Source organism: Solimicrobium silvestre (genome assembly GCF_002976435.1).
GTDB lineage: Bacteria > Pseudomonadota > Gammaproteobacteria > Burkholderiales > Burkholderiaceae_D > Solimicrobium > Solimicrobium silvestre.
Genome location: NZ_PUGF01000021.1, coordinates 1 through 25,041, shown reverse-complemented (window position 1 = coordinate 25,041; position 25,041 = coordinate 1). Strand labels below are relative to the sequence as shown.

Sequence of the window (25,041 nt, the reverse complement as noted above, 5' to 3'; positions counted from 1 at the left end):
TTAACTCAGCGTCACTTTTGCGAATTTGCGCTTACCAACTTGCAAGACAAATTCACCTTTTGCTACTTGCAGGTTTTTATCGCTAATCACTTCGCCATTAATCCGTACGCCGCCTTGTTCAACCATGCGCAGTCCTTCGGAACTGGTTGCGCACAAATTGCTTTGTTTAAGCAACTGCCCGATGCCGAGCGGTGCGCCGCTTAATGTGCATTCAGGAATGTCGTCTGGAATGCCGCCTTTAGAGCGATTCATAAAGTCAGTTAGCGCATCATCTGCTGCTTGCTGGTTATGGAAGCGAGCGACTAATTCTTGCGCTAATGCGACCTTTAAATCACGCGGGTTTTTACCTTCTTGCACTGCCTTTTTATGTGCCGCTAAATCAGCCAGACTGCAGGAAGACAGTAATTCGTAATAGCGCCACATCATGTGGTCCGAAATACTCATGACCTTGCCAAACATGGTGTTGCCCGGCTCGGTAATGCCGATGTAATTGCCTTTGGATTTTGACATTTTTTCTACGCCATCCAAGCCTTCTAATAACGGCATCGTCAAAATACATTGTGGTTCTTGTCCGTAATCTTTTTGCAGTTCACGTCCAACCAATAAATTAAATTTTTGATCGGTGCCGCCTAATTCCAGATCGGCTTTCAGTGCGACCGAATCGTAGCCCTGCATTAGCGGATATAAAAACTCATGTACTGAAATTGGCGTGCCGGCTTTAAAGCGCTTGGTGAAATCGTCGCGCTCCATCATCCGTGCAACGGTATATTTGGACGACAATTCAATCATGCCGCGCGCACCGAGCGGATCAGACCATTCTGAGTTGTAGCGAATTTCAGTTTTTTCAGCGTCCAATACCAAGCTGGCTTGAGCAAAATAACTTTTGGCGTTCTCTTCAATTTGTTCGCGAGTCAAGGCAGGGCGCGTGATGTTGCGGCCAGACGGATCACCGATCATCGAAGTGAAATCGCCGATTAAAAAAATCACGGTATGACCCAGGTTTTGCAACTGGCGCATTTTGTTCAGCACCACGGTATGACCTAAATGCAAATCGGGCGCGGTAGGATCTAAGCCTAATTTAACCCGGAGCGGAATGCCGGTTTTTTCACTTCGCGCTAATTTTTGCGCAAACTCTGATTCAATCAGCAACTCATCCACGCCGCGTTTGGTTATGGCTAACGCATTTTGAACCGCGTCGGAGAGCGGCAGGTCTTTTGAGGCGAGTAGGGATGTTGGATTCATAAATTTAGGTTTTAATAATATTTAATTTACTTAATTCTGCTTAAAATCTAGGCAAAAATTTTTTGTTTGGTATAATACGCGATCCGCCGGAAAACGTTGTGATAATGCAATGCATTGTGATTGTGCAGTTTGCTTATAAAAAAATTCGCAGATTCGGATTCGTAAAAAACCATTATTCTAGCTTATTGCATGCCATCACTAAATAAAACCACTAATTCAGCTGTCACTTCAGCTTTAGATTCTGTCACCAAACTGGTATCAGGCTCCACTCGCAAAACACGTATCATCACTGTTTCTGCACTCTTTCTCACCCTCGTTGCATTTGGTGCCGCCGGTGTTGCGCCATTAGCGCCGGATGCGTCTGATTTGCCAGTCAGGCAAATCGTAGAGCAATTGCAAATTCCTACCCTGGAAGCGCAAATGCAGGCATTGGAAGAGAGTGATCAACAATTTATCCACGAAGAAAAAGTGCAACGCGGCGATACCTTAGCCAGCCTGTTGCAACGCCTTGGCGTGGATGATGCGGCAGCGAATACGTTTATTAAATCGGATAACACGGCACGTCTGGTTATGCAGCAAAAAGCCGGTAAAACGGTGCGCGCGCAAACCAATGAAGACGGCGAGTTGCAATGGTTGCAAACCAATATTTCCGACAATCGCGATAACCTTTCTCAAGTAAAAAATATCACGATTACCCGTCAAGACGGCACCGATACGTTTAAAGTTGCCGAAGCCAGCACTGCCTTAGAACGCCATATCGAAATGCACACCGGCGAAATTACCAGTTCCCTGTTTGCCGCCACCGACGCCGCACAAATTCCTGATGCCGTTGCCAGCCAGTTAGTCGATATGTTTTCGACCAATATTGATTTCAAATCTGATTTGCGCCGTGGCGATCACTTTCAACTGGTGTACGAAACATTTTGGCAAAATGGTGAAATGGTCAGTACCGGTAAAGTATTGGCAGGCGAATTCAATAATGCCGGACGTTCGTATCAATCCGTTTGGTTTGATGATGCACCGGGCACTGGTGGATATTATGGCTTCGATGGTAAGTCGATGAAAAAAGCCTTCCTGAAATCACCAATCGCTTTTACCCGAATTTCTTCTGGTTTTTCTATGCGCGTACACCCAATTTCTGGACAATGGAAGCAACACACCGGCGTTGATTTTGCTGCACCTACCGGTACGCCTATTCGCGCATCAGCTGACGGCGTAGTGGATGTTGCCGGACCATCTGGCGGCTACGGTAATCTGGTGGTGTTAAAACATTGGGGTAGTTACAGCACGGCCTATGGTCATATGAGCCGCTTTGCTGCTGGTATGCGCAAAGGCGTTAAAGTGCAACAAGGCGATATTATCGGTTATGTCGGTTCAACCGGCTGGGCTACCGGGCCACATTTGCATTATGAATTCCGTGTTAATAACAAGGCACAAGATCCGCTCAAAATTAAAGTAGAACAAGCGCAAACACTCACGGCTGTTAATCAGCCACGCTTTAATACCACGGTTCAAGACGTACAGCATCGCTTTGCTTTATTGCGTCCGAATGACGCGCCAGCTAAAATTGCAACTCGCTAATCATTAATAAATACGCGGATACTTTACTCCGTGCCAGGACACAACATGCGTTATTACATCGGCTTAATGTCTGGCACTAGTTTAGATGGGGTCGATGGTGTGTTGGTCGAAATGGGTGAAACTGACGCGCAGCTCAAGCAGCTCGCGGCCAGTTATGTCCCCTTTACTACTGAGTTACGTGCTTCGCTATTATCTTTGCAAATCAGCGGCTTTGATGAAATTCATCGAGCCTCGCAAGCCGCCAACCAACTGGTTCTGGTGTATGCCGAATGTGTTTTACATCTACTGAAAAACACTGGGTTAGCACCTGCACAAATTACCGCCATCGGGGTTCACGGACAAACCGTCCGGCACCGCCCCGAATATGGTTACACGTTGCAAATTAATAATCCGGCTTTGCTGGTTGAGCTGACCGGTATTGATGTAATTGCAGATTTTCGCAGTCGTGATATTGCTGCCGGCGGTCAAGGTGCTCCCTTGGTTCCCGCGTTTCATCGGAGCATATTTGGTAAGCAAGGCGAAACCCGCGTGGTTGCCAATATCGGTGGAATTAGCAATATCAGCATATTGCGTGCGGACGGGTCCACTCATGGTTTCGACACAGGGCCGGGCAACGTATTAATGGACGCATGGATCATGCAGCATAAATCGCAAGCGTATGATGCCAATGGCGATTGGGCGCGTCTTGGGCAGGTTAACTCCGCATTACTTGCACAGTTGTTAGATGAGCCTTTTCTGCGCTTAGCACCTCCCAAAAGCACAGGGCGTGATTTATTTCATTTGGATTGGCTGAATCAAAAACTTAGCCTGTTTAGTGAAGTATCTGCTGTCGATGTGCAAGCGACTTTATGTGCGTTTACCGCACATAGTTTGGCTGATGCCATTACAACTTACGCGCCAGATGTCCAAAGTGCATACATTTGCGGCGGCGGCGCTTATAACGCGACCTTAATGGCGGTAATCGAGTCCGCATTAAATTCACATTCAACATCAGTCAACGTACAAAGCACGGAAGTATTAGGTGTTTCGCCTAACCATGTTGAAGCGTTGGCGTTTGCCTGGTTAGCGTATCGTCATACTGAAGGTCTGGCAGGAAATTTAGCTGAAGTAACTGGTGCGGCCGGTGAGCGGATTTTAGGTGCGTTGTACCCACGTTAACGGCTAGAGCTGCGTTGTTATAGTTAAGTCAGTTCCGCTCAATTTAGCTATTTTTTGCTCGGGGCGACTATTTCTAAATAGCGTCGATGCGTTTCATCAAACTGAAGATTAATTTTGATTTCCTCAATCTGATAATTATGTATCAGGTGTTCGGAGTGTTCGATAGTTTGGGCTAAGTCATCTTCTTGATTTTGCGCCGCAATTATTTTATTAGTTTGATTTTGCGGAATATGTAACTGTTCTTCACGGTTTTTATTTAATGCCGCTGTCGTGACCTCGATAAGATGTTTTTCTACCTTGATCTTGGCCTCAAGCACATCCACTGCCTGATGTCGCGCAATTTCCACGGACTGCTCATTAGGATAGTGTGCGATCAAATAGCGCTGTTCTTTTTTAAGCTGTTCCTGCTGCTGGGCTTCTTTTACGCGCTGTTGTTCTTTAAGTTCTGCAGCACGTTTTTGTTCTGGTGTTAACTCCGCAGCAAATTCTTGTTTGAGCGAGCCATTGTTGCCATATATCTGAGTGGATCGATTCGCACATTCCGGTATCGGGCGGTCAGACGTGATCATATGCCCGGCACTATCTTTGCAACTATAAATATCAGCATGTGCGCTGGCTAAATGCAGAACAAATAAAATCGGCAAAAATTGAAGTTGAGTTTTAGTCATTATTTAGGCGGAAACTGGTTTCATCCAATTAATAAATAACGCCACAATTGAGACAGCTATTCGGCGTGTGCAGCGGGCTTGTAATTTAAGTATTAAACAAGCGTATTTTTTGCTAATGAGCGTGCAACAACCGATTTTATGCTCAAATTTAACAGCGTCCAATAATAAACCAAGAACATTCATTCGCAAACTGATATTAGAGTAGAGCAAGCCTATTCTTCAAGAACCACGTCCCAGTGTATGATTTTGCCCGGATTCAGCAGGTTTTTAGGGTCAAGCGTTTGTTTGATACTGCGCATTACGTTTATAGCCGGTGCGCCATGTTCTTGAATTAAAAATTCCATTTTATGCAGCCCAACACCATGCTCGCCAGTGCAGGTGCCATCCATGGCAATTGCACGGTTAACCATGCGTTGGTTAACTGCTTCGGCGTTAGCGATTTCCGTTGGATTGTTAGGGTCGACCAGCATTAACACATGAAAATTACCGTCGCCGACATGACCGATGATGGTGTAAATTAAGCCATGCTTGTCGCAATCGATTTGTGTTTCAAGTATGCACTCAGCTAAATGAGAAATCGGCACACAGCAATCGGTAGAAATAGCGCGCGACCCAGGGCGTAGCTGTAAAAGTGCAAAGTAGGCGTTGTGGCGTGCAGTCCATAAACGCGAACGGTCTTCTGGGTGAGTGGCCCATTCAAAATCAGCCGAGCCATTGTCACGGGCAATTTCCTGTACTAGTTCCGCTTGTTCGCGCACACCATTCACGCTGCCGTGGAATTCAAATAACAATAAGGGTTGAACCGGTAGCGCCAACTTGCTGTAAGCATTAATCGCCTGCACGCCGCTGGTGTCGATAAATTCCACCCGTGCCACTGGAACTCCAAGCTGCATAATTTGGATTACGCTTTGCACCGCTGCTGCGGTGCTTGGGAAAGAACAAACCGCGGCAGAAATAGCTTCTGGCAGCGGATACAATTTGACGGTGACTTCGGTGATAATCCCCAGCGTACCTTCGCTGCCGACAAACAATCGGGTTAAGTCGTAACCCGCTGCCGATTTTTTAGCACGCGTGCCGGTTTTAATCACACTGCCATCGGCGCACACCACGGTTAAGGCCAGCACATTTTCTCGCATGGTTCCATAGCGAACTGCATTGGTACCGGATGCGCGCGTGGCGCTCATGCCGCCTAGTGTTGCATCTGCGCCCGGATCTATCGGGAAAAATAAACCGCTATCCTTAATTTCCAGGTTAATTTGTTTGCGGGTAACGCCAGCTTGTACCGTCGCGGTTAAGTCCTCGGGATGAACTGCAATCACTCGGTTCATTTGAGATAAATCAATACAAACACCACCGTGTATTGCCAGCACATGGCCTTCTAATGAGGAACCAGCGCCGTACGCAATCACGGGCGTATTGTAGCTATGGCATAGCTGCATAATGCTGGCAACTTCAGCGGTACTTTGCGCGTATACTACGAGATCCGGTGGCATTGCATCATAGAAAGACTCATCTGTTCCATGATGTTCTCGCACCGATTTAGACGTGCTGCAACGATCGGTAAATTGATGTTGCAGTGCGATGAGCAAATCACTGGAAAGAGGCGAATGTGCTGCGGTCATGTTGGTCATTGCAAATCCTTTTAAGTGATTTTTCCTTACTTTACAACTTTAGAGTGAAACATGGGCAATAGATTATCAAAAATCGCCACCCGAACCGGCGATCAAGGCACTACAGGTTTGGGCGATGGCAGCCGGACTGACAAAGACAGTTTACGCGTGCACGCCATGGGCGATGTGGATGAATTGAATTCGCAACTGGGGCTGCTGCTTTGCGAAGATTTACCGCCCGGTTTAGCCAATGAGTTATTGTTGATTCAGCACGATTTATTTGATCTGGGGGGCGAAATATGTATACCCGGCTATCAATTAATTACTGATGAGCAAGTCGCCAATTTGGATGCTCTGCTCGAAAAATATAATGCGGATTTACCTGCCTTGCAAGAATTCATTTTGCCAGGCGGTTCACGTTCCGCTTCGTTAGCGCATGTGTGCCGCACCGTTTGTCGTCGGGCTGAACGGATGTTGGTGAGTTTGGGTAAGGCTGAACAAATTAACCCGCAACCGCGCCAGTATTTAAACCGCTTATCTGATTTGATGTTTGTGCTGTCGCGCGTGTTAAATCGTTATTCTGGTGGCGGCGATGTGCTTTGGCGCCATGAAAGAACGGCATAATTATTTTATGACGGTGTGGGGCTACCTGGTTTGATCGACGACGGGCGGCACCCACACCGGATTGCTAGTTTAACGGGAATAAATACGTTGTATGTCTTGCGCAAAATGACCTTCAAGATTTTTGCGTTTGAGCTTAAGCGTTGGCGTGATCAGGGTGTTTTCAATGGTCCATGGCTCCAGCGTTAATATCGCCGCTTTCGGTTGAGCATAATAGGGAAAGCTTTGCGTCAGATCACGCAGGCGTTTTACAACGGCATTAACAGCAGAGTCCGATTGCAGGCTCTGCTTGTCATCGGGATTCAGACTGAGTGAGATTGCAAGCTGCTGCCAGTAACTGAGACTGAGCACAACAGCGCATGCGATGAACGGCGCATTGTCTCCAAACGCATAAGCCTGTTCGAATGCACTGTCATTGGTAATGGCTAACTCCAGATCAACCGGTGCAATTTTTTCCCCGGTTGACGTCACAATAATTTCTTTGACGCGCCCCTTAATACGAACCCGGTCAGCGACTATTTCTGCCTGATCACCGGTATGTAACCATCCATCAATAATCGTTTTGGCAGTGTCTTCTTCGCGCTTCCAATAACCACGCATCACATTCGGGCCGCGCACCAGTAGCTCGGCATTATCGCCAATTTTCACCTCGACTCCGGTAATCGGGCGTCCGACCGTGGCTGGATCATTGTCGTCTGGGGCATTAAAAGCAATGATCGGTGCGGTTTCTGTCATGCCGTAACCTTGCACGATCGGTATGCCTAGAGCAAGAAAGCAGTGTGAAATTGCCGGGGAAAGTGCGGCGCCACCACTGACAGCAACCCGCAGCCGTCCACCAAACTGGTTCATCAATTTACTTGCTACCAAGGGATTCAATATCTGCCAACTCAACTCGTCCAGAGTTGATCTCAGCACGTTAACCGACGACATACCCTGAGTACCGGCAAAGCGCCGCCATCCAACCGCAATGGCGACATTAAATAGCCAGTTTTGCGCTTTGGAGCTCGCCAATTTAGATTGAATAACGGCATAGACCCGCTCATAAATACGTGGCACCGAAATTAATATCGTTGGCCGTACTAGCAGCAACTCTTCCGGCAATTGTTTGACGGAACGTGAAAAGACCACACAGGCACCCGCTGCAATCGGAAGATAGTAGCCGGCGGTTCTCTCAAATGTATGTGAGAGGGGGAGGAAAGAGAGGAAAACGTCATCCGTTACCGGCGCAATCCGCTGCACAACGGCGCGCACATTCGACATTACATTTTGATGGGTGAGCATCACGCCCTTCGGTTTGCCTGTGGTGCCGGAGGTATATACCAGCGCAGCAAGATCATGCGGTTCTGGAAATTGGGCGGTAGATTGTTCCTGAGTATTGTGCGCTGTTGCCAGCCATTCCTGCAAGTTGAGAACAGGTACTGACGAATTGGATTCTGGCTGCGTCTTTTGTAATACGACAACTTGCTGTAGCGATGGAAATGCGATATTGGTCGCAGCAATGGATTGCCATTGTTCATCCGTGGCAGCAATTAAAAATGAAGCATCACTATCGCTCAGAATGTAGGCGATGCTGGCTGGATTATCCAGCGCATGCATGGGCACAGGCACATGGGCAAGCGCTAGAGTCGCCTGATCTATGCATACAGCATGCAAGCCATTCGGCAATAAAATGGCAATTCTGGAGCCGCGTGCCATTGCCAACGTAGAAAGCGCATTAATAAAACCGGCAATGTGTTGATTGGTCTCTTGCCAGCTAGAGCTAATCCATTGCCCGCTCGAATTATCAAATTCCCGGTAAGCTTCGGCGGTCGGTGTTTGCCTTACACGCCAGGCAAACAGTTCTGCCAAGGTGTTAATAGAGGATAAGGCATTGTCATCGGTGGACATCGTTTGTTTCAACATGAATGGGAGACCAATATTCTGGGTGGAAAATAATCGAATTGTTTCAAGTAGCGGCGACCATGTCAGTGCGCCGTAAGCTTTTACGGTGACGTATTCGTATCAACCTGAATAAAACCACCGCCCAGTGCCCGGCTCAGGTTGATGGAAGCGGTCAGTTGACGATTGTGAAGCTCAATCAGCCTGGCCTGTTCTTCAAGCACCGGTAAAGTAGATTCAAACACGACAATATCATCAACCAGACCACGCTCACGATGTGCTTTGGCGCTTTCCATTTTATAAGAAATGGCAATCAGTCTGGCATTTTGTAGTTGTACTTGTTGATCCAAATCAACAAGTACAATGCCATTGGACGCGACTTCTTGTACGGCATTGACGACTGCCTGATTGTATTGCGCAATCAGGGTATTACTCTGATGTCGGGAATTGGCCAGCGCAGCATTGAGTCGCCCTCCATCAAAGATGGGCAGGGATAAACCCGGAATCAAATTAAACTGTGTGCTTGATCTATGTAGTAAGTCGGCCAAGTGCAATGAATCCAGACCAAAAAACGCCTTGATATCAAAACTGGGATAAAAAGCTGCCTTCGCCATGTCAACCTGGCTTAACGAGGCTTGCACATACCAGCGAGCGGCTTGTAAATCCGGACGTCGGGCCAATAATTCATATCCCAATGTGGGAGGTAAGGCTCCGCTGTCAGACGGCAGTGGCACTGGCTTGATCTCAGGAAAATTATCTGGCCCGGCCCCGGTTAATGCCCGCAAACTCTCTTTCAGGATTGTGATTTTGCTGTGTGCGGCGCTGATTTGCTGCTCTAGTCCGAGTTGATGTACACGCACCATCTCAGTTGGCGTGCGTGCTTCAATCCCTGTTTCGGCGCGTGCCAAATGCGCAGCGACCATGTTGTTTTCAAGGTCACGCGCTTGCTCAAGCAAATTGAGCGCAGCGTAAATGGATTGCATATCGTAATAAGTCAGAGCCACCTTTGAAGACAGGGTTAGTGCCACTTCCGCCGTCTCTGCTTGGTGTGCGCGTTGCACGCCTAAGGCAGCATCTACTTTGGCACGGTCTTTGCCCCACAGGTCGAAGGTATATTCGGCTGAAAATCCCATGGTTCCTTCGGTGTACCAGGGCCCGGTAAGGCCTTGGGCTGGGATCGTGTGTGCGAACGGCCCCAGAAAACCATTTTCAGATAAATCCTGGCGGTTCAGTGAGGCACTAAATCCAACAAGCAAACCAGTGGTAGATACGCTATAGGCAGTTTGCGCTTTACTCGCTTCTAAACGTTGTTGCGCCACGGCCATAATGGGTGCTTCTTTCAACGCACGTTCAATCAGAGCGTTTAACTGTGCATCGCCATAACGATGCCACCATTGCGCTTGCGGCCATGCCTCGGTTGCCAGCCGGATGTCTTCAGCCAGGCGTATCTGATGTTCGTCGATTTGAGGCAGCGCGGGAGAATCTGTTTTTATCATCGCGCATCCGCCGATCATTAGAGTAGCTGTCAGCACGGCTATCAATAGTGACGGTTTGCCATACCCGACTACCTTCAAAAAATGGGACTTCATCATATTCTCACTGGTTGCTCTGGTTGCATAGGTTGTGACAGGGGCAAAGTATTGCCAAGCTGGATGATGCTTTCATAGGTGGCATGAACCGCTGACAGAACGTTGCTCGCTTGACTGAGCGCCGCTTCATGTGCTGAAATCAATGCATATTCCTGTTTGAACTTTGCAAAGGATTGTTGTAGCGATGGCTGAGTTGTGCCTTCTTCATTAAACATGTCAGACATGTTTTCCAATTGCAGTGCCGCGCTTGCCTTGAATGAATTCAACTCACTCCAGATATCGATGTCGGCTGATAAGCTCCGTTCCGAATGCGCCAATTGCGTTTGCAGCCAATTAACCGCAAACAAAGCTTCTTGCACTTGCGCCAACCAGGTTTGCATTTTTACCGTGACGCTGTCATGCGCATATTGCCAGCCCGGCTCAAGTGCTACTCTGGCCTGTATTTCGCGGTTCTGAGCCAGCAACGACCAGCTTTTCAGCCGGGCCTGATCCAGAGTGCGTAGTTGAGTAATATCGTTTTGCGTGCTTTGATCCAAGCGGGCCACAGTTGCAATACTTCTTAACAGACGCGCCAGCATTTTCTTCAGTTCGCCTTGCTCACTCTCGGGCCAAAGCGCACTGTAAACGGTAATGGATACGCCGATACCAAGCAGGATACCTATCATGCGGTCACGAATCTCCGGTAAATTGGTCGAAGGTTCGAACTGGCCGAACAAGGCTAGTGCATAGGCAAATACAAGTTGCGCACCGATATAACTGATACGTGCCGAGCCTGCCGCGATCCATGCGCCGACAGCAATAACGGGTAAAGTCAGCATCAACAGTCCGACTATGCCGTCCAGATGCGGAACCACATACACTGTCGCTAACAACGCCGCCACACTACCCATGGCACAGCCCACCACGCGCAATAATCCTTTGTGAGAGCTGGCGCCCAAGCTGGGTAATGCCATGATCAGGCAGGTCAACATGGATGTCTGGATGCCAGGCCATTGCACTGCCGTGTAAAAAGCATAGCAAAAAAATGTGGCTAACATCGTCTTGAGCGCAAATTGGGCATAGACCGGATTACTCAGCGCATCCGCTGCAATCTGCGGCTCTTTATCTGGTGTCGCGGATAGAATAGGCGCTTGTTCTGCCTCGGCCAGGGTATTTAAAGCATGTGCCATTTCATGAAGAATGGCTATGCGGGGATCATCATTTTTTTCTTCACTAATTGGAATAGCCGCTATGGAAACGGCAGTCTCGTGACTAAACTGATGTTGCAATTCAGCGCAACGTGCCAGCAGGGCAGCCAACAAGTCAGGTTGATTAAATGAACTGTCAGAACTGTTGCATGGGGATAAGCGGGACAGCTTTACGGCCGCCGTGTGCAGTCGATCCACAGTATTTATGCGTATCAGATAACGTGATTTATTCAGCAAATAGTGATTGTCGCCCATCGTGGCAAAAACCAGATGCCGGTGTAGCGTCAGAACGCCACGCTCAATCAGGTCTAAACCAAGCGGAGCAGGCGCGGGAAGCACTTTGCCGGCATTTAACTGACTCAAGACCACATTCAACTGCCGATGCAGTTCCCCTGCCAGTAACTGAGCTGGTTTTGCCGGAAGCATCAGATAGTTAACGGTAATGGTCAGCACAATTGGATAAGCGATAGCAACCCAGACCCAGAGTAATGCCCGTGTCACGACTTCAGGATCATTGGACACATCAACCAGACTTTGCAAATTGATGACAAACAAGGCGACCAGATAGCCTATCGTCCCCAATTTGCTGATGCGCATGAAATACATTCCGCAAAAGCCGATCAGAGCGGCTCCGAAAATGCGCAAAACCGGATAATCCATCGTCATTTTCAGTAGTAGCATGCTCAAGATCACCGCCAACGTTGCGCCGACAGCGAGCACGATACCTGACAGCCGTGTTAAGACGGTATTTTCTTGCGCGGTGAAAAAAACCATGATGAGCGACAGGGCCAGAGAAGGAACCTGTAACGTCATGGATATCACGATCACTAGCGCGCTAATTAAAACGTAACGCAATACTGCCGTGGATCTACCGGGAAATGGCACAAACTCATTTCGGAATAAATCCCGCCAGTAGCTTGCGGTAAATGGGGAGAAAATCATAATTAAGGTGCAGTGCCTGCAGCGTCTTTGCTCATCATAGCCACAGCAGATGCGCCGATACGGAATTGGGCGGGATCAGGATTTTTGACCAAAATCCGCACCGGAAAACGTTGCGCAACCCGCACCCAGTTAATGGAACGCGGCACGCGCGGCAGACCAGCAACATCATTGCCGCCTTCTTCCGGAAATACGCCGGAGCCGATTGACTCGACCACGCCATGAAAGCGCTTCGATGGGTCGCTCAGTAAATACAGTAGAACAGGATGTCCCGGCGTAATATTGGCCAATTCAGTCTCACGGAAATTGGCAACCACATACCAGCGACCGGTATTTGACAGCGTGAAAATTGGGTGTCCCGCAGCGACATACTGGCCCGATGAAATCCTTAGCCCAATAATATTTCCATCAAATGGAGCCCGAACGGTAGCGTACTCAAGATTCAGCTTGGCCATCGCTATTTCAGATTGAATGATGTCGCGTTTGGCAACCAGTGCATCTACTCCGCTCACTGCAGCCTGAGCGCGGTCAGCATCCAATATTGCCGTTTTTAATTGCGACTGCGCGCTTTTTTTCGCTGTTTCCGCCTGATCAATCTGTTCCGCTGCGACATAACCGTTACTGAGCAGTGGCCGCATTCGTTCCAATGTATCGGTTGCTTGTTGTGCCGCTGCTTTGGCCCGGTCAATATTGGATTTTGATGCGGCGGCGCCTAATTGCTGTGAGTTGACCGAACGCTGGGTTAACTTGATTTCATTATCCAGTGCAGTTAACGTCGCCTGAGCTTTACCGAGCGCCAGTTCAAATGGGCGGGGATCAATGCGAAATAAAATATCCCCTTTTTTAACGGCCTGATTATCCCTGACCGGCAATTCAATAATGCGCCCGTTAATTTCTGGCGTAACACTGATTGTATCTGCCAACACGTAAGCATCATCCGTTCGCGGTTCCGTATCCAGCCGCCAGATAACGTAACTCAGCAATCCTGCGGCAATGAGCAGCAATGTTATCGCAACCAATCTGCGCACATAATGCTCTCTATTATTTATGTTATTCATGCTTGTCATTTCACAATTAATTTTGGAAGAACAACAGCCAGCCCAACATGGCAAGGATTGCTGTCAGAGCTGAATAGCTCAACAATAAAACAGGTGAATTTATTTTTTTAATAACGCCAGCACCAACCAGGCCAGCGTGAGTCAACATCGCCAGAAGGATTCCACCGATGAAACAAAACATCCAGTCAGGGAAATAAGCTCCCAGTACATTAATTGATGGAGATCTGGCACACCCGCTGAGTAGCAGGTTTGAAATAAATACAACGACTAAAAACCTTTTTGTCATTCAGTGCCTCTATCCGGTAAATTAAAATGACTAGTGACTTAAGTAAAACTGTCTCAGCGGAGTTGCCTTGGCTTGCTGAGACAAATTTTTGTAAGTTTTAACGACAGGCATTTATTTTATCTGCCTAGGCAGATAATGTCAAGGCAGATTGTTTTCTAAGGGCATCATATTTGAAATAGAGCTAGCGCATTGTGCTAAGCAAAAGTAACCACATCGCGAAGAGAGCCAATCCTGGCTAGCGTCGAATAAATTGTTATTTCACTTTAGGCGATTACGTCAGAGAAGGGAATATTAAAAAACGGGGGAAACTCTAGGCGTAACTCTACTCAATAAGCCTTCGAGCTGATCTAATTCAGAGGCTGAAAAATGGCCGAAAAAACTTGCCATTACTTTGCTGGAGCTGGCCAGCAACTCCGGATAAATACTTTTACCATGAGGCGTCAATTCCACCATAACACTGCGGCGATCCTCTACGCTGCGCACTCTACGTAAAATATCTTTACGCTCCATGCGATCCAGCATCCGAGTCATTGCGCCCGTATCGTATGCAAGTTCCTTACAGATTTGTCCCACTGAACTGGCTCGGCCGGATGCCAATGCTGCAACAATGGCATATTGCGCTGCGGTCATATCATATTGCGCAAGCTCTTTATCTAAGGCATCAACAAATTCAATTTGAGCGCGATAAAGTAACCGCGCCGCTTGAGCCTGTTGTTGGTAGCCAGGGACATCTAAGGAGTTTGTCATTGTGAGTAAGGGAGATTGTCATCGACCTTGGATACTAATCTGCCCAGGCAGGAGAATGCAAGGTGAGTCTGACGAGAAAGTCAGGAAAAGAGGAGTTTCAGCACCCGGTGTCGATCTGCCTTTACGCGCGATTCCCGTGTAGGCGAGAATCGCTGAACTTCACATGCTTGCTGCTGAATTAACGGATATTAAGCCCGTTTGTCATTCTCAATCAACGCATAAGCCGAATGGTTATGAATCGATTCAAAATTTTCTGCTTCTAATGTGTACGCCAAAATCCGTGGGTCGGCATTTAAGACACCAGCCACATCGCGTACCAAATCTTCTACAAATTTAGGATTGTCATAAGCGCGTTCGGTGACGTATTTTTCGTCAGGGCGTTTGAGCAAGCCATACAATTCGCATGAAGCCTGCGCTTCCACATTGGCGATTAATTCGTCGACTGAAATGTCGGTAGAAACCAAGGCGCTAATGTTGATATGGGAACGCTGGTTATGCGCACCATACGCGGAGATTTTCTTCGAACATGGGCATAAGCTAGTCACCGGAACCATGACTTTAATTGTAGTTTCAACCTGGCCATTTTTAATTTCACCAGTAATGCCGACTTCGTAATCCATCAAACTTTGCACGCCCGAAACCGGCGCGGTTTTGTTGATGAAATACGGGAATGTCAATTCAATGCGACCAGCAGTTGCATCGAGTAACTGCGTCATCTTTTCCATTAAACCAACGAAGATAGGCATATCCATAGCGCCTTGTTGGTTTAATTCTTCCAGCAACGCAATGAACCGTGACATGTGCGTGCCTTTTTGTGTTTCATCCAGATGCACATACATATTCCAATGTCCGACCGTGGCTTGTGTGCCAGAGCTGGTTTTAACGACGAGTGGATAACGCACACCTTTAACACCAACCCGCGCAATGGCGATTTTGCGGGTGTCAGGGGTACTTTGTATATCGGGAATTGAAAGCGTTAAATCGCGCGTGTTCATCACATAACCTCACTTACAGAACGGCTGTTCCGTGTTATTTAAATTGGGCACTACTGTTGTTACTAATTACTATTACTCACTAAGCGCGGTTCAACTACCGTAGTTGCCTCCGCCAAGTGGTAATGCCCTTGTATCGAATTGCTAATTCCAACCCCATCTAAACCACATAATGCCAGCAATTGGCCAGCTTCGCCGTGGTCGATGAATTGGTCGGGTAAACCCAAAATTAATACTGATTTGTTAATGCCTAATTCGGCTAAGGCTTCTGCAATTGCAGAACCGGCACCACCCATTTTTGCGCCTTCTTCGACGCTAACCAGAATGTCGTGCGACTCAGCTAATTGCTTCACTAACGCGACATCCAGCGGTTTGATAAAACGCATATTAGCAACCGTGGCGTTGAGCTTTTCTGCAGCTTGCAATGCAGGGGCAACCATGCTGCCAAACGCAAAAATGGCAATTCTTTTGCCTTGTCGTTTAACTTCGCCAGTGCCTAATGGGATGGTAGTTAACTCTTTTTTAACTTCAGCGCCTATGCCCGCACCCCGTGGATAACGGATCGCAGCAGGCCCATTATATTGGAAACCGGTGGTGAGCATCTGACGGCACTCATTTTCGTCCGATGCAGCCATGATAACCATATTAGGAATGCAACGTAAATAGGCTAAATCATAATTGCCGGCGTGCGTTGCGCCGTCTGCGCCGACTAAACCCGCGCGATCTAAGGCAAACGTCACATCCAGATTTTGTAATGCGACATCATGGATTAATTGATCGTAAGCGCGTTGCAAGAACGTGGAATAAATTGCCACAACTGGTTTTAATCCTTCGCAAGCCAGACCGGCTGCAAATGTGACGGAATGTTGTTCTGCAATGCCAACGTCGTAATAACGGCTTGGATATTGCTGCTCGAATTCCACCATGCCGGAACCTTCGCGCATGGCTGGGGTAATGCCGACCAGGCGCTTATCTTGCTCGGCCATATCGCACAGCCAATCGCCAAATACTTTGGTGTAAGTTAGTTTCGGTGCAGTGGCTGGTTTAATGCCTTCAGCCGGATTGAATTTGCCCGGGCCGTGGTACAAAACCGGATCTGCTTCCGCCAGCTTATAACCTTGGCCTTTTTTGGTAACCACATGCAGAAATTGCGGGCCTTTGAGCTCTTTTAAATTCTGTAGAGTCGGGATTAGCGCTTCTAAGTCATGGCCGTCAATCGGGCCAATATAGTTGAAGCCAAATTCTTCAAACAAGGTGGCAGGCATGATCATGCCCTTGGCGTGTTCTTCTAAGCGCTTGGCAATTTCCAGCATCGGCGGAGGTAATACGGATTTACCGACATTTCTGGCCGCTGCATAAAACTTGCCCGACATTAAACGCGCCAAATAACGATTTAACGCGCCAACCGGCGGCGAAATCGACATGTCGTTATCGTTCAAAATTACCAGTAAATTGACATCTTCCATCACGCCGGCATTGTTCAATGCTTCAAACGCCATGCCGGCAGTCATGGAACCGTCGCCAATAATAGCAACCGAATGCCGGTTTTCGCCTTTGATTTTTGCGGCAACGGCCATTCCCAGTGCGGCAGAAATTGAAGTGGATGAATGTGCTGTGCCGAAAGTATCAAACTCACTTTCATCGCGTTTAGGGAAGCCGGAAATGCCGTTGAACTGGCGCAGGCTATGCATTTGGTCGCGGCGACCGGTGAGGATTTTATGCGGATAAGTTTGATGACCCACATCCCAAACCAGCCGGTCGTCCGGCGTGTTAAATACATAATGTAGCGCAATGGTGAGTTCCACTGTGCCTAGGTTGGACGATAAATGTCCGCCTGTTTTGGAAACGGAATCCAGCACAAATGCACGTAATTCATCCGCTAAAGGTTTGAGCTGCGCACGCGATAAATGGCGTAAATCGGCAGGAGAATTAATGTCTTTTAATAAGGTCATAAAGGCTTTCTTACGCAGAACGCTGCACAATGAAATCGGCTAACTGAGAAAGGCGCTGGGTGCGTGAGTTTTGCATTGTCGCGGTAAATGAGTGCAGCGCATTATGCGCTTCTATCCTTAAATTTTCGGCTAATGTTTGCGATGCTGCGAGCCCTAAAATGGAGACATAGGTCGGCTTGTTATTGGCGGCATCTTTACCTGCTGTTTTGCCGAGCGAGGCGGAATCGGACGTGGCATCTAGAATGTCATCCACCACCTGAAATGCTAAGCCAATTGAGTGTGAATAGCGATGCAAGGCTGCCTGGTCAATTTCATTTAGCTCTTGTCCACATAATGCGCCTAATAATACCGAGGCGCGCAATAATGCACCGGTTTTAAGTTGGTGCATTTGCTCTAACTGGTCGCGCGATAAATTGCAGCCTACGCTCGCCAAATCAATCGCCTGTCCGCCGCACATGCCTAGCGATCCGGAACTGTGCGCTAAAATTCTCAGCATTTCCAATTGGCGTGCAGGAGCGGTTTTTCCTTGCGCTAAAATCAAGAATGCTTGCGCTTGCAATGCGTCGCCGACTAGCAGCGCAGTGGCTTCGCCAAATTTCACATGTACCGTTGGTTTGCCGCGTCGTAATGCATCGTCATCCATGCACGGCATATCGTCGTGCACCAAGGAATACGCGTGGATCATTTCCAGAGCGCAGGCGGCGCGCGTTAATTCCGCATAGTCGGCATCAAATAATTGCCCCGCTGCGTACACTAGCAAAGGCCGCACGCGTTTGCCGCCATCCAATACGGCATAGCGCATGGCTTCGTGCAAATGCGTTGGGGTTTGTTGTGGCGATGGCAAAAAGTCAGTTAATGCAGCCTCGATGTGTGCCTGACTTTGCTTCATCCAATCGGATAAGGTGCTGGAGGTGGTCATCAAGATATTAAGCTCCGGCATCATTGGTGTCAGTTTGCGACGGTTTAAAGGGTTTCAGTAAGTCGCCATCCAAAATTTTGACTTGTTGTTCTACTTTTTCTAATTGTGCCGCGCAATACTGTACTAACTCAGAACCACGTGCATACGCTTCTACTGATGCTTCCAGCGCTAATTCGCCAGCTTCCATACGTGCAACAAGTTGCGCTAATTCAGCCATCGCTGCTTCAAATGAAGCGGGACTAGCGTTGCTAGCGGCGGTTGTTTTTTTTATCATGGCGTTGTGATGTCGGTAATGAAGTGGAATTAAATTAGTGGCTATTAAAATTAACCCTCTATTTTAAAACAAGTTGACGGATATCAACGTAAATAGACGCTGAATCTGAGCCTTAATTCCAATTTCTATATACCCCTCTATTTTTTTAGAAAATCTAAAGCATCCAATTGGTTGTGGAATAGTGGAAAATTAATTTTTGTAGAGTATATATTTAACTCATTGCAACTTAGAATCAATTGCACAATATTGTTGAATTAATACAATAGTGTGCCGGATATAAATTATCAAAACTAAAGCCAAGACTTTAGCCAAGTTAGCCCTGCCGAGGTGTTATTGCGTGGCCGATATTCGCAGCCTATCCAGCCGGTATAACCGAGCGCATCAATCAGTTCAAACAAATACGGGTAGTTGATTTCACCTAAATCTGGCTCATGTCGATCTGGCGCGCCAGCAATTTGGATATGTCCAATGCCTGCATTGTTGCGCTGCATGTCACGCCTGAGTTTGGTGGCTAAATCGCCTTCCATAATTTGGCAGTGATAAATATCAAATAACACCTGTACGTTGGGTAAAGCTAATTCCGTACAAATAGCTTGCGCCTGTTCTTGCTGATTCAAAAAATAACTGGGCATATCGCGCGTATTAATCGGTTCAATAACTAAGTTAATGCCGGCTTGTTGTGCTAGCTCCGCCGCATAGGCGAGATTGTTTAAATATACGTTGCGTTGCGCACCTGAATCGCTATCCGGCTGAATCAAACCAGCCATCACATGCAGCTTTTTGTTGCCTAAAATGTGGGCGTAGTTGAGAGCTTGGTCTATTGAATGCTTAAAGTCATTGATCCTATTGGGTAATGAGGCTAGGCCCCTTTCGCCGTTCGCCCAATTGCCCGGTGGCGCGTTAAACAGCGCGAGTGTTAAATTGTTATCGGCCAATAATGTGTTGATTTGGGCCGCTGGAAATTCATAAGGAAATTGAAATTCGACCGCTTTAAATCCGTCATGAGCCGCTGCGGCGAAGCGCTCAACGAATGTAAATTCGGGGTACATCATGCTTAAATTGGCAGCAAAACGTGGCATGGAATACTTTCTTTGATGTTATTTGGACGAGTTTCGTAGCGTGAATCTTAAAACAATTAAGCTGAATTCGGGTATAATCCGACGTTCTGTCCAAAATTTCCGTTTCTCTTCACCGAATTGAACACAGGTTTTTGCGGATTCTTTCTCTCTTAGGTTGAGTAAATATTTGGGGGGGTGGGGATGTCCGATCTGGCTACATTCGCCAAACTAGTGCGTTCAACAGCGCAACTTCCGGTTTCTGTCTATTTTGATGAATCGCTATTGCAGCGTGAAATCAAACAATTATTCCAGCAAGGCCCACGTTATATCGGGCATGAACTGATGGTACCCAATGTGGGCGATTTCGCTACACTCGCATCCGAAAATGAAGGTCGAATGCTAGTACGTAGCGAGCGCGGCATCGAGCTGCTTTCTAACGTTTGTCGTCATCGGCAAGCGCTGATGTTTGGCGGCTCAGGCGGTAAGGGAAACCAAACTACGCGCGGCAACGCAACCAATATTGTGTGCCCGCTACATCGCTGGACGTACGATCTTAAAGGTGAGCTACTAGGCGCGCCGCATTTTGACGAATCTCCTTGTTTAAACTTAGCAAATACCAAGCTGCAAAGCTGGAACGGGCTATTGTTTGAGCAAAACGGTTACAACGTGATGGAAAAGCTGAGCCAGTTATCTGTTACCAAAGACCTTGATTTTAGCGGCTATATGCTGGATCACGTTGAAGTGCATGATTGTGATTACAACTGGAAAACCTTCATTGAAGTGTATCTGGAAGATTATCACGTCGAGCCTTTTCATCCAGGTTTGGGCAGCTTTGTTGCTTGCGACGATTTGCGCTGGGAGTTTGGCGCTGATTACAGTGTGCAAACAGTGGGCGTGAATAGCGGTTTGCTGAAATCAGGCTCCAAAACATATCAGGCGTGGCAAGAGCAAGTCCTTAAATTCCGTAATGGCGTTGTACCGCCGTATGGCGCAATTTGGCTGACTTTGTATCCCAATATTATGGTTGAGTGGTATCCGCATGTGTTGGTGGTATCGACTTTATGGCCGCAAGGCGTGGGTAAAACCCGCAACGTGGTGGAATTTTACTATCCCGAAGAAATCGTATTGTTTGAACGCGAATTCATCGAAGCGGAACGCGCTGCCTATATGGAAACTTGCATCGAAGATGATGAAATCGGTTTCAGGATGGATGCCGGGCGACGCATTTTATTTGAACGCGGTGAAAATCAAGTCGGGCCATATCAATCGCCGATGGAAGACGGGATGCAGCATTTTCATGAATGGTTTCGCGCCAATATGGCGATTGATGAAAATAGCTAAAGTAAAACCTGAATGCAATCACTTTGGATATTAGTCTCTAGCTTGCTGTTTGCCTTGATGGGAGTGTGCGTCAAGCTAGCATCGGCTTTTTATACCACCTCAGAAATCGTCATGTATCGCGGCATATTTGGCGTTTTCTTTTTATTCCTCATTTCACGAATTAATCACACCAGTTTAAAAACTCGCATGCCGTTGCGCCATTTTGGTCGCGGCTTGGTTGGGGTTATTGCTTTATGGCTGTGGTTTTATACTATCGGCAAACTTCCGCTGGCCATGGCGAATACGCTCAACTACATGTCGCCGATATGGATAGCCGCAATGCTGTTTGCCTATAATTGGTGGCGCGGGAAAAGTGGTTTTTCCTGGGGCTTGCCTAGCGCAATTATGCTGAGTTTCGTCGGCGTGATTTTATTGCTACAACCATCGATGCAGCCAGAACAATTACCTATCGCATTTATTTCTCTTGGTTCCGGCATGCTGGCAGCGCTAGCTTATTTGCAGGTGCGAGCGATGGGCTTGTTGGGTGAGCCAGAAACCCGCGTGGTGTTTTATTTTTCATTAACCAGTGCTGCGGCTGGCGCCTTTGCTGGCTTGATTGATCATGACTGGCACTCGCATCAACTTATCGGTATTGTGCTATTGCTATTGGTTGGCCTGCTCGCTTCTACTGCTCAACTAGCCATGACGCGCGCTTATCGTTTGGGTAATCCATTGCTTACGGCTAATTTATCCTATAGCGGCATTATTTTCTCCAGTGTGCTTGGCGTACTGATCTGGCATGATAAATTAAGTGTTTTAAGCTGGTTTGGTATTGCTGTTATTGTTGTCAGTGGCATACTGGCGACCTATATACACACTAAATTGACCTCCAAACTTGGTCTGATTAAATAAGGATAGCTATGGGTTCGAACCTCGCAACTTTTACTACTTTGATTTCAGTGAATGAACTTGCCCAGCACAGCAAGCAGCCGAATTGGATTATCTTAGATTGCCGGAATGATTTAGCTAATCCCGATGCAGGGCCTGCGGCGTTTGCACAAGGCCATATTCCAACAGCCCAATTTGTCCATCTCGATCAGGATTTATCCGATCATAAACGGAATGCTAACGGCGTATTTTTTGGTCGCCACCCATTGCCGGAGCGCGCCGCATTTATTGCTAAATTACGCGCATGGGGTATCAGTAATGACACGCAAGTGCTTGCCTATGATGCGCATGGCGGGATGTATGCTGCACGTTTATGGTGGATGTTGCGCTGGGTTGGACATGCTGCGGTTGCGGTTTTAGATGGTGGTTTGCCCGCTTGGGTTGAGGCGAATCAGCCGCTAGACACGCAAATTTTTGAAGCCGCACCGGGTGCTATCAGTGAGCAAACTGCATTGGTTAGTTTGGTTAGCGTCAATGACGTAGTGGTAAATATAGAGACGCGTCATAAAACAGTGGTTGATGCTCGCTCGCCTGATCGTTATCGCGGTGAGAATGAAACGATAGACCCGGTTGGCGGCCATATTCCCGGCGCAAAAAATCGCTTCTTCAAAGATAATTTGCAAGTGAACGGACGCTTTAAATCTGCGCAAGAATTGCGTGCGGAATTAGGTGCGGTAATTAAAGAGCCGCACAATGCGATTATGCAATGTGGATCTGGCGTAACGGCTTGCCATAATTTACTGGCTTTGGAAATTGCCGGAATGCCGGGCGCGGCATTGTATGCAGGTTCGTGGAGTGAGTGGTGTTCTGATCCGGCCAGACCGATTGCGTTGGGAACTAACTAATTGAGTTACTAAGCTGCTGGTGTTTATTTGCTGTCCATATTGGACTTAAGATTACGCCAGATTTGCCATATCATTAGCCCGTTTCTCGCCAAAGAAACGGCGCGCCCCGGCATTAATACCAACATTCCAGCCAGTAAAGCACTAACCCAACCAGGCATGTTTTTAAGTCGCTCAACTAAGCCATTGCTGGCACTGATCCAGCCGGTAATTCGTCCAAGAGCATGACTTTGCGCGGCCAGCGTGGTTCTTTGCAGTGCACATTCAGCGACCAGAATTGAGCGCCGCATTGCTAGTTGTTTAGTGCGGCTCATGATGGCTCCTGCTCTGAGTCTGATTCACGCACCCGTAATAGCTCGGCATCTTTTTTGAGTTCAGCTATGGTTTGCTCAAGCAGGCGTGGCTTGTTGGACATTTGGGTTCTGAGCCATGCCGCAATATATATACTGATCGCACTAAACACTGCAATTAAGCTGAGTAAGACGGCAACCCGATGCTCATCCCAAAACAGTGCAATCACTAAAAATATCAGCAGCGAGACGGCCACACCGCCACAAAATAAGGCTATTAAAGCGTAGATAAAGTAAGAAGAAAAGCGCAAAAACTCTTCTTCTAATTCAACCGTCACCAATTCTAAGCGCGTGTATAGCATTGCTACTACGGTAGAGATAATACGATTAATGGTGGCGGAGATCGTCATCTTATTTGCGCGGAGTTATTTACGGCTAATTAATAGGCCAATAACAAGGCCAACTGCAGCACCTAAGCCAACTGCTTGCCAAGGATTGTCTTTGACGTAGGTGTCGGTAGCTTGAGCGGCTTCCTTGGTTTTGCCGACCACCAGTTTTTCTAAGCGGATTATTTCATCTTTGGCGTTTTTGAGGGTGGTTTCAATGCGTTCTTTTGCGCTTCTGAAATCTTCGCCATTGGGTAAGGCGGAGCTTTTCATCAGGACTTCAGCGTCTTTGATGACTGCTTGCAGGTCGTGCATCAGATCATCGTTGTTGGTGTGTGAGCTCATGATTTCTCCAATCGAATTGAATAAGTACGTGCTTGGGAATTTATCGTAATGCAAAGTCTAAAGCTATTCCGATAAAAATAAGACAACCTAACCAGTTATTGTGCCGAAACGCAGCAAAACAACCTTCGCGACTTCTATTTCGTATTAAAAAATAATGATAAATTGCGCATGCGAAGGCTCCTAATATACCAATTGTGAACCATAAACGCAAACCGTAAGACCAGCCTACCCACGTAATTATCCCTAGATTTGCTGCATAGCAGAACATCACTGCGACCACATCAAAACGTCCAAAAGTAATTGCCGAAGTGCGTATGCCAATTTTTAAATCATCGTCTTTATCGACCATCGCGTATTCAGTATCGTAAGCTAAGGCCCAAAATACGTTTGCGAATAACAGCACCCATGCAGTACACGGGATTTGATTTTGTACCGCGGCATACGCCATGGGAATTCCGAAGCCGAACGCAATACCTAAATAAGCCTGAGGTAAGGCAAAAAACCGTTTGAAATACGGATAACTCGCGGCGATAACAATGGCAGCAATCGAAAGTAATTTGGTTAATCCGTTCAGCGGAATAATTAAGGCGAATGATGCTAATGCCAATACGGCTGCAACTAGCAACGCCTCCCAGCTTTTAATTTTTCCAGAAGTCAGAGGGCGCTGCTCGGTACGTTTGACGTGCTTGTCGATGTCGCGGTCAGCATAATCATTTACCGCGCAACCGGCGGCACGCATGAGCGCGGTGCCGATCGTGAAAATCAGCACCAAATGCCAGGCAGGTTTTCCATTGGAGGCCAGCCATAGCGCAGAAAGTGTTGGCCACAGCAATAGCATGATGCCGATCGGTTTGTCGAAACGGGTTAGTTGCAAATAGAGGGTTAGGCGGTGCATGGTGAATTTTTTGATAAGCAAAACGGCCATTGTAGTTAGTTGACGGTGTAATAAGCAACTAATTCACTTATTACTGGTTTTTGAATAAATTTTGGGTGAGTGATGAATTTGTCATATTTAATCCCCCCCTGTTTAGACGTGGGACATAGGTAACGGGTGTATCCAGACATGGGTAACACATTTAAGCCGAATTAGTTGCAGCGCGCAAGTCGATTTTAAGAATCTTCTGGCGACAGTAAAATACATTAAATACACC

Annotated in this window: 24 protein-coding genes; 6 read left to right on the top strand and 18 right to left on the bottom strand. The window is 47.4% G+C overall.

The annotated features are described in order from the left end of the window. Positions 1-1,242 carry a tyrosine--tRNA ligase gene (tyrS, locus tag S2091_RS18435; RefSeq protein WP_105533434.1) on the bottom strand — a complete coding sequence of 414 codons (1,242 nt, stop codon included), beginning with the start codon at positions 1,240-1,242 and terminating at the stop codon, positions 1-3. A 189-nt stretch (positions 1,243-1,431) separates the two neighbouring features. Here tyrS and S2091_RS18430 point away from each other — a divergent pair, with 189 nt between their 5' ends. Together S2091_RS18430 and S2091_RS18425 are read left to right on the top strand one after the other, a co-directional pair. Further along, positions 1,432-2,823, top strand: coding sequence for a M23 family metallopeptidase (locus S2091_RS18430; RefSeq protein WP_105533433.1), 1,392 nt, complete (start codon positions 1,432-1,434; stop codon positions 2,821-2,823). A gap of 45 nt (positions 2,824-2,868) precedes the next feature. Continuing rightward, positions 2,869-3,981: an anhydro-N-acetylmuramic acid kinase gene (locus S2091_RS18425; RefSeq protein ID WP_105533432.1), complete on the top strand. Its 1,113-nt coding sequence runs from the start codon at positions 2,869-2,871 to the stop codon at positions 3,979-3,981. Between the two features lie 47 nt (positions 3,982-4,028). Here the strand turns inward: S2091_RS18425 and S2091_RS18420 are convergent, their stop codons facing one another. Then, entirely contained in the window at positions 4,029-4,649 is a 621-nt protein-coding gene (locus S2091_RS18420) for a DUF4124 domain-containing protein (RefSeq protein ID WP_105533431.1), read from the bottom strand. A 212-nt stretch (positions 4,650-4,861) separates the two neighbouring features. Beyond that, positions 4,862-6,271 carry an FAD-binding oxidoreductase gene (locus tag S2091_RS18410; protein WP_423828250.1) on the bottom strand — a complete coding sequence of 470 codons (1,410 nt, stop codon included), beginning with the start codon at positions 6,269-6,271 and terminating at the stop codon, positions 4,862-4,864. A gap of 60 nt (positions 6,272-6,331) precedes the next feature. On the opposite strand from S2091_RS18410, the gene S2091_RS18405 reads away from it, so the two are divergent. Next, entirely contained in the window at positions 6,332-6,883 is a 552-nt protein-coding gene (locus tag S2091_RS18405; protein WP_105533428.1) for a cob(I)yrinic acid a,c-diamide adenosyltransferase, read from the top strand. 69 nt (positions 6,884-6,952) lie between these two features. Here S2091_RS18405 and S2091_RS18400 read toward each other — a convergent pair whose 3' ends face one another. The 11 genes from S2091_RS18400 to otnI all read right to left on the bottom strand — a co-directional run bounded on the left by S2091_RS18400 (position 6,953) and on the right by otnI (position 19,780). Then, positions 6,953-8,782, bottom strand: coding sequence for an AMP-dependent synthetase/ligase (locus S2091_RS18400; protein WP_105533427.1), 1,830 nt, complete (start codon positions 8,780-8,782; stop codon positions 6,953-6,955). An 80-nt stretch (positions 8,783-8,862) separates the two neighbouring features. Next, positions 8,863-10,272: an efflux transporter outer membrane subunit gene (locus S2091_RS18395; protein ID WP_279338219.1), complete on the bottom strand. Its 1,410-nt coding sequence runs from the start codon at positions 10,270-10,272 to the stop codon at positions 8,863-8,865. Positions 10,273-10,346: 74 nt separating this feature from the next. Then, positions 10,347-12,347, bottom strand: a complete 2,001-nt coding sequence (locus tag S2091_RS18390; protein WP_243405480.1) for an FUSC family protein — start codon at positions 12,345-12,347, stop codon at positions 10,347-10,349. A 131-nt stretch (positions 12,348-12,478) separates the two neighbouring features. Further along, positions 12,479-13,531 (bottom strand): multidrug transporter subunit MdtN, encoded by a 1,053-nt coding sequence (mdtN, locus tag S2091_RS18385; protein WP_105533424.1) that lies wholly within the window; start codon positions 13,529-13,531, stop codon positions 12,479-12,481. 16 nt (positions 13,532-13,547) lie between these two features. Further along, on the bottom strand, positions 13,548-13,817 hold the full coding sequence (locus tag S2091_RS18380) for a YtcA family lipoprotein (RefSeq protein ID WP_105533423.1): 270 nt from the start codon (positions 13,815-13,817) through the stop codon (positions 13,548-13,550). Positions 13,818-14,108: 291 nt separating this feature from the next. Further along, positions 14,109-14,564 carry a MarR family winged helix-turn-helix transcriptional regulator gene (locus S2091_RS18375; RefSeq protein WP_105533422.1) on the bottom strand — a complete coding sequence of 152 codons (456 nt, stop codon included), beginning with the start codon at positions 14,562-14,564 and terminating at the stop codon, positions 14,109-14,111. Between the two features lie 188 nt (positions 14,565-14,752). Next, positions 14,753-15,559 (bottom strand): GTP cyclohydrolase FolE2, encoded by an 807-nt coding sequence (gene folE2 / locus S2091_RS18370; RefSeq protein ID WP_105533421.1) that lies wholly within the window; start codon positions 15,557-15,559, stop codon positions 14,753-14,755. Between the two features lie 62 nt (positions 15,560-15,621). Continuing rightward, positions 15,622-17,508 (bottom strand): 1-deoxy-D-xylulose-5-phosphate synthase, encoded by a 1,887-nt coding sequence (gene dxs / locus S2091_RS18365; protein WP_105533420.1) that lies wholly within the window; start codon positions 17,506-17,508, stop codon positions 15,622-15,624. 10 nt (positions 17,509-17,518) lie between these two features. Further along, entirely contained in the window at positions 17,519-18,427 is a 909-nt protein-coding gene (locus S2091_RS18360; RefSeq protein WP_105533419.1) for a polyprenyl synthetase family protein, read from the bottom strand. Positions 18,428-18,434: 7 nt separating this feature from the next. Then, positions 18,435-18,701, bottom strand: coding sequence for an exodeoxyribonuclease VII small subunit (locus tag S2091_RS18355; protein WP_105533418.1), 267 nt, complete (start codon positions 18,699-18,701; stop codon positions 18,435-18,437). Between the two features lie 290 nt (positions 18,702-18,991). Beyond that, a complete protein-coding gene (gene otnI / locus S2091_RS18350; protein WP_105533417.1) occupies positions 18,992-19,780 on the bottom strand; it encodes a 2-oxo-tetronate isomerase in 789 nt (262 codons plus the stop codon). Between the two features lie 180 nt (positions 19,781-19,960). On the opposite strand from otnI, the gene S2091_RS18345 reads away from it, so the two are divergent. The 3 genes from S2091_RS18345 to S2091_RS18335 are packed head-to-tail and all read left to right on the top strand — an operon-like array spanning position 19,961 to position 22,872. Then, complete coding sequence (locus S2091_RS18345) at positions 19,961-21,100, top strand: aromatic ring-hydroxylating oxygenase subunit alpha (RefSeq protein ID WP_105533416.1); 1,140 nt, start codon at positions 19,961-19,963, stop codon at positions 21,098-21,100. 12 nt (positions 21,101-21,112) lie between these two features. After that, a complete protein-coding gene (locus tag S2091_RS18340; RefSeq protein WP_105533415.1) occupies positions 21,113-21,991 on the top strand; it encodes a DMT family transporter in 879 nt (292 codons plus the stop codon). 8 nt (positions 21,992-21,999) lie between these two features. Beyond that, positions 22,000-22,872 carry a sulfurtransferase gene (locus tag S2091_RS18335; RefSeq protein ID WP_105533414.1) on the top strand — a complete coding sequence of 291 codons (873 nt, stop codon included), beginning with the start codon at positions 22,000-22,002 and terminating at the stop codon, positions 22,870-22,872. 23 nt (positions 22,873-22,895) lie between these two features. On the opposite strand, the gene S2091_RS18330 is transcribed toward S2091_RS18335, so the two are convergent. From S2091_RS18330 to ubiA, 4 genes are read right to left on the bottom strand one after another with little or no spacing between them, the layout of a single operon-like run. After that, positions 22,896-23,183 carry a YqjK family protein gene (locus S2091_RS18330; protein ID WP_105533413.1) on the bottom strand — a complete coding sequence of 96 codons (288 nt, stop codon included), beginning with the start codon at positions 23,181-23,183 and terminating at the stop codon, positions 22,896-22,898. After that, a complete protein-coding gene (locus S2091_RS18325; protein ID WP_105533412.1) occupies positions 23,180-23,569 on the bottom strand; it encodes a phage holin family protein in 390 nt (129 codons plus the stop codon). The genes S2091_RS18330 and S2091_RS18325 overlap by 4 nt, the downstream gene beginning before the upstream one ends. Before the next feature lie 15 nt (positions 23,570-23,584). Further along, positions 23,585-23,890: an ElaB/YgaM/YqjD family protein gene (locus S2091_RS18320; protein ID WP_105533411.1), complete on the bottom strand. Its 306-nt coding sequence runs from the start codon at positions 23,888-23,890 to the stop codon at positions 23,585-23,587. A 40-nt stretch (positions 23,891-23,930) separates the two neighbouring features. Next, the gene (gene ubiA / locus S2091_RS18315) at positions 23,931-24,785 is read right to left on the bottom strand and encodes a 4-hydroxybenzoate octaprenyltransferase (protein WP_105533496.1); all 855 of its coding nucleotides are present in this window, start codon (positions 24,783-24,785) and stop codon (positions 23,931-23,933) included. Positions 24,786-25,041 lie beyond the last annotated feature (256 nt).

Bases quoted from the DNA above. Each gene is read 5' to 3' on its own strand.
- tyrS (WP_105533434.1), bottom strand. From the start codon at position 1,242: ATGAATCCAACATCCCTACTCGCCTCAAAAGACCTGCCGCTCTCCGAC.
- S2091_RS18430 (WP_105533433.1), top strand. From the start codon at position 1,432: ATGCCATCACTAAATAAAACCACTAATTCAGCTGTCACTTCAGCTTTA.
- S2091_RS18425 (WP_105533432.1), top strand. From the start codon at position 2,869: ATGCGTTATTACATCGGCTTAATGTCTGGCACTAGTTTAGATGGGGTC.
- S2091_RS18420 (WP_105533431.1), bottom strand. From the start codon at position 4,649: ATGACTAAAACTCAACTTCAATTTTTGCCGATTTTATTTGTTCTGCAT.
- S2091_RS18410 (WP_423828250.1), bottom strand. From the start codon at position 6,271: ATGACCGCAGCACATTCGCCTCTTTCCAGTGATTTGCTCATCGCACTG.
- S2091_RS18405 (WP_105533428.1), top strand. From the start codon at position 6,332: ATGGGCAATAGATTATCAAAAATCGCCACCCGAACCGGCGATCAAGGC.
- S2091_RS18400 (WP_105533427.1), bottom strand. From the start codon at position 8,782: ATGTTGAAACAAACGATGTCCACCGATGACAATGCCTTATCCTCTATT.
- S2091_RS18395 (WP_279338219.1), bottom strand. From the start codon at position 10,272: ATGATCGGCGGATGCGCGATGATAAAAACAGATTCTCCCGCGCTGCCT.
- S2091_RS18390 (WP_243405480.1), bottom strand. From the start codon at position 12,347: ATGACGTTACAGGTTCCTTCTCTGGCCCTGTCGCTCATCATGGTTTTT.
- mdtN (WP_105533424.1), bottom strand. From the start codon at position 13,531: ATGAATAACATAAATAATAGAGAGCATTATGTGCGCAGATTGGTTGCG.
- S2091_RS18380 (WP_105533423.1), bottom strand. From the start codon at position 13,817: ATGACAAAAAGGTTTTTAGTCGTTGTATTTATTTCAAACCTGCTACTC.
- S2091_RS18375 (WP_105533422.1), bottom strand. From the start codon at position 14,564: ATGACAAACTCCTTAGATGTCCCTGGCTACCAACAACAGGCTCAAGCG.
- folE2 (WP_105533421.1), bottom strand. From the start codon at position 15,559: ATGAACACGCGCGATTTAACGCTTTCAATTCCCGATATACAAAGTACC.
- dxs (WP_105533420.1), bottom strand. From the start codon at position 17,508: ATGACCTTATTAAAAGACATTAATTCTCCTGCCGATTTACGCCATTTA.
- S2091_RS18360 (WP_105533419.1), bottom strand. From the start codon at position 18,427: ATGACCACCTCCAGCACCTTATCCGATTGGATGAAGCAAAGTCAGGCA.
- S2091_RS18355 (WP_105533418.1), bottom strand. From the start codon at position 18,701: ATGATAAAAAAAACAACCGCCGCTAGCAACGCTAGTCCCGCTTCATTT.
- otnI (WP_105533417.1), bottom strand. From the start codon at position 19,780: ATGCCACGTTTTGCTGCCAATTTAAGCATGATGTACCCCGAATTTACA.
- S2091_RS18345 (WP_105533416.1), top strand. From the start codon at position 19,961: ATGTCCGATCTGGCTACATTCGCCAAACTAGTGCGTTCAACAGCGCAA.
- S2091_RS18340 (WP_105533415.1), top strand. From the start codon at position 21,113: ATGCAATCACTTTGGATATTAGTCTCTAGCTTGCTGTTTGCCTTGATG.
- S2091_RS18335 (WP_105533414.1), top strand. From the start codon at position 22,000: ATGGGTTCGAACCTCGCAACTTTTACTACTTTGATTTCAGTGAATGAA.
- S2091_RS18330 (WP_105533413.1), bottom strand. From the start codon at position 23,183: ATGAGCCGCACTAAACAACTAGCAATGCGGCGCTCAATTCTGGTCGCT.
- S2091_RS18325 (WP_105533412.1), bottom strand. From the start codon at position 23,569: ATGACGATCTCCGCCACCATTAATCGTATTATCTCTACCGTAGTAGCA.
- S2091_RS18320 (WP_105533411.1), bottom strand. From the start codon at position 23,890: ATGAGCTCACACACCAACAACGATGATCTGATGCACGACCTGCAAGCA.
- ubiA (WP_105533496.1), bottom strand. From the start codon at position 24,785: ATGCACCGCCTAACCCTCTATTTGCAACTAACCCGTTTCGACAAACCG.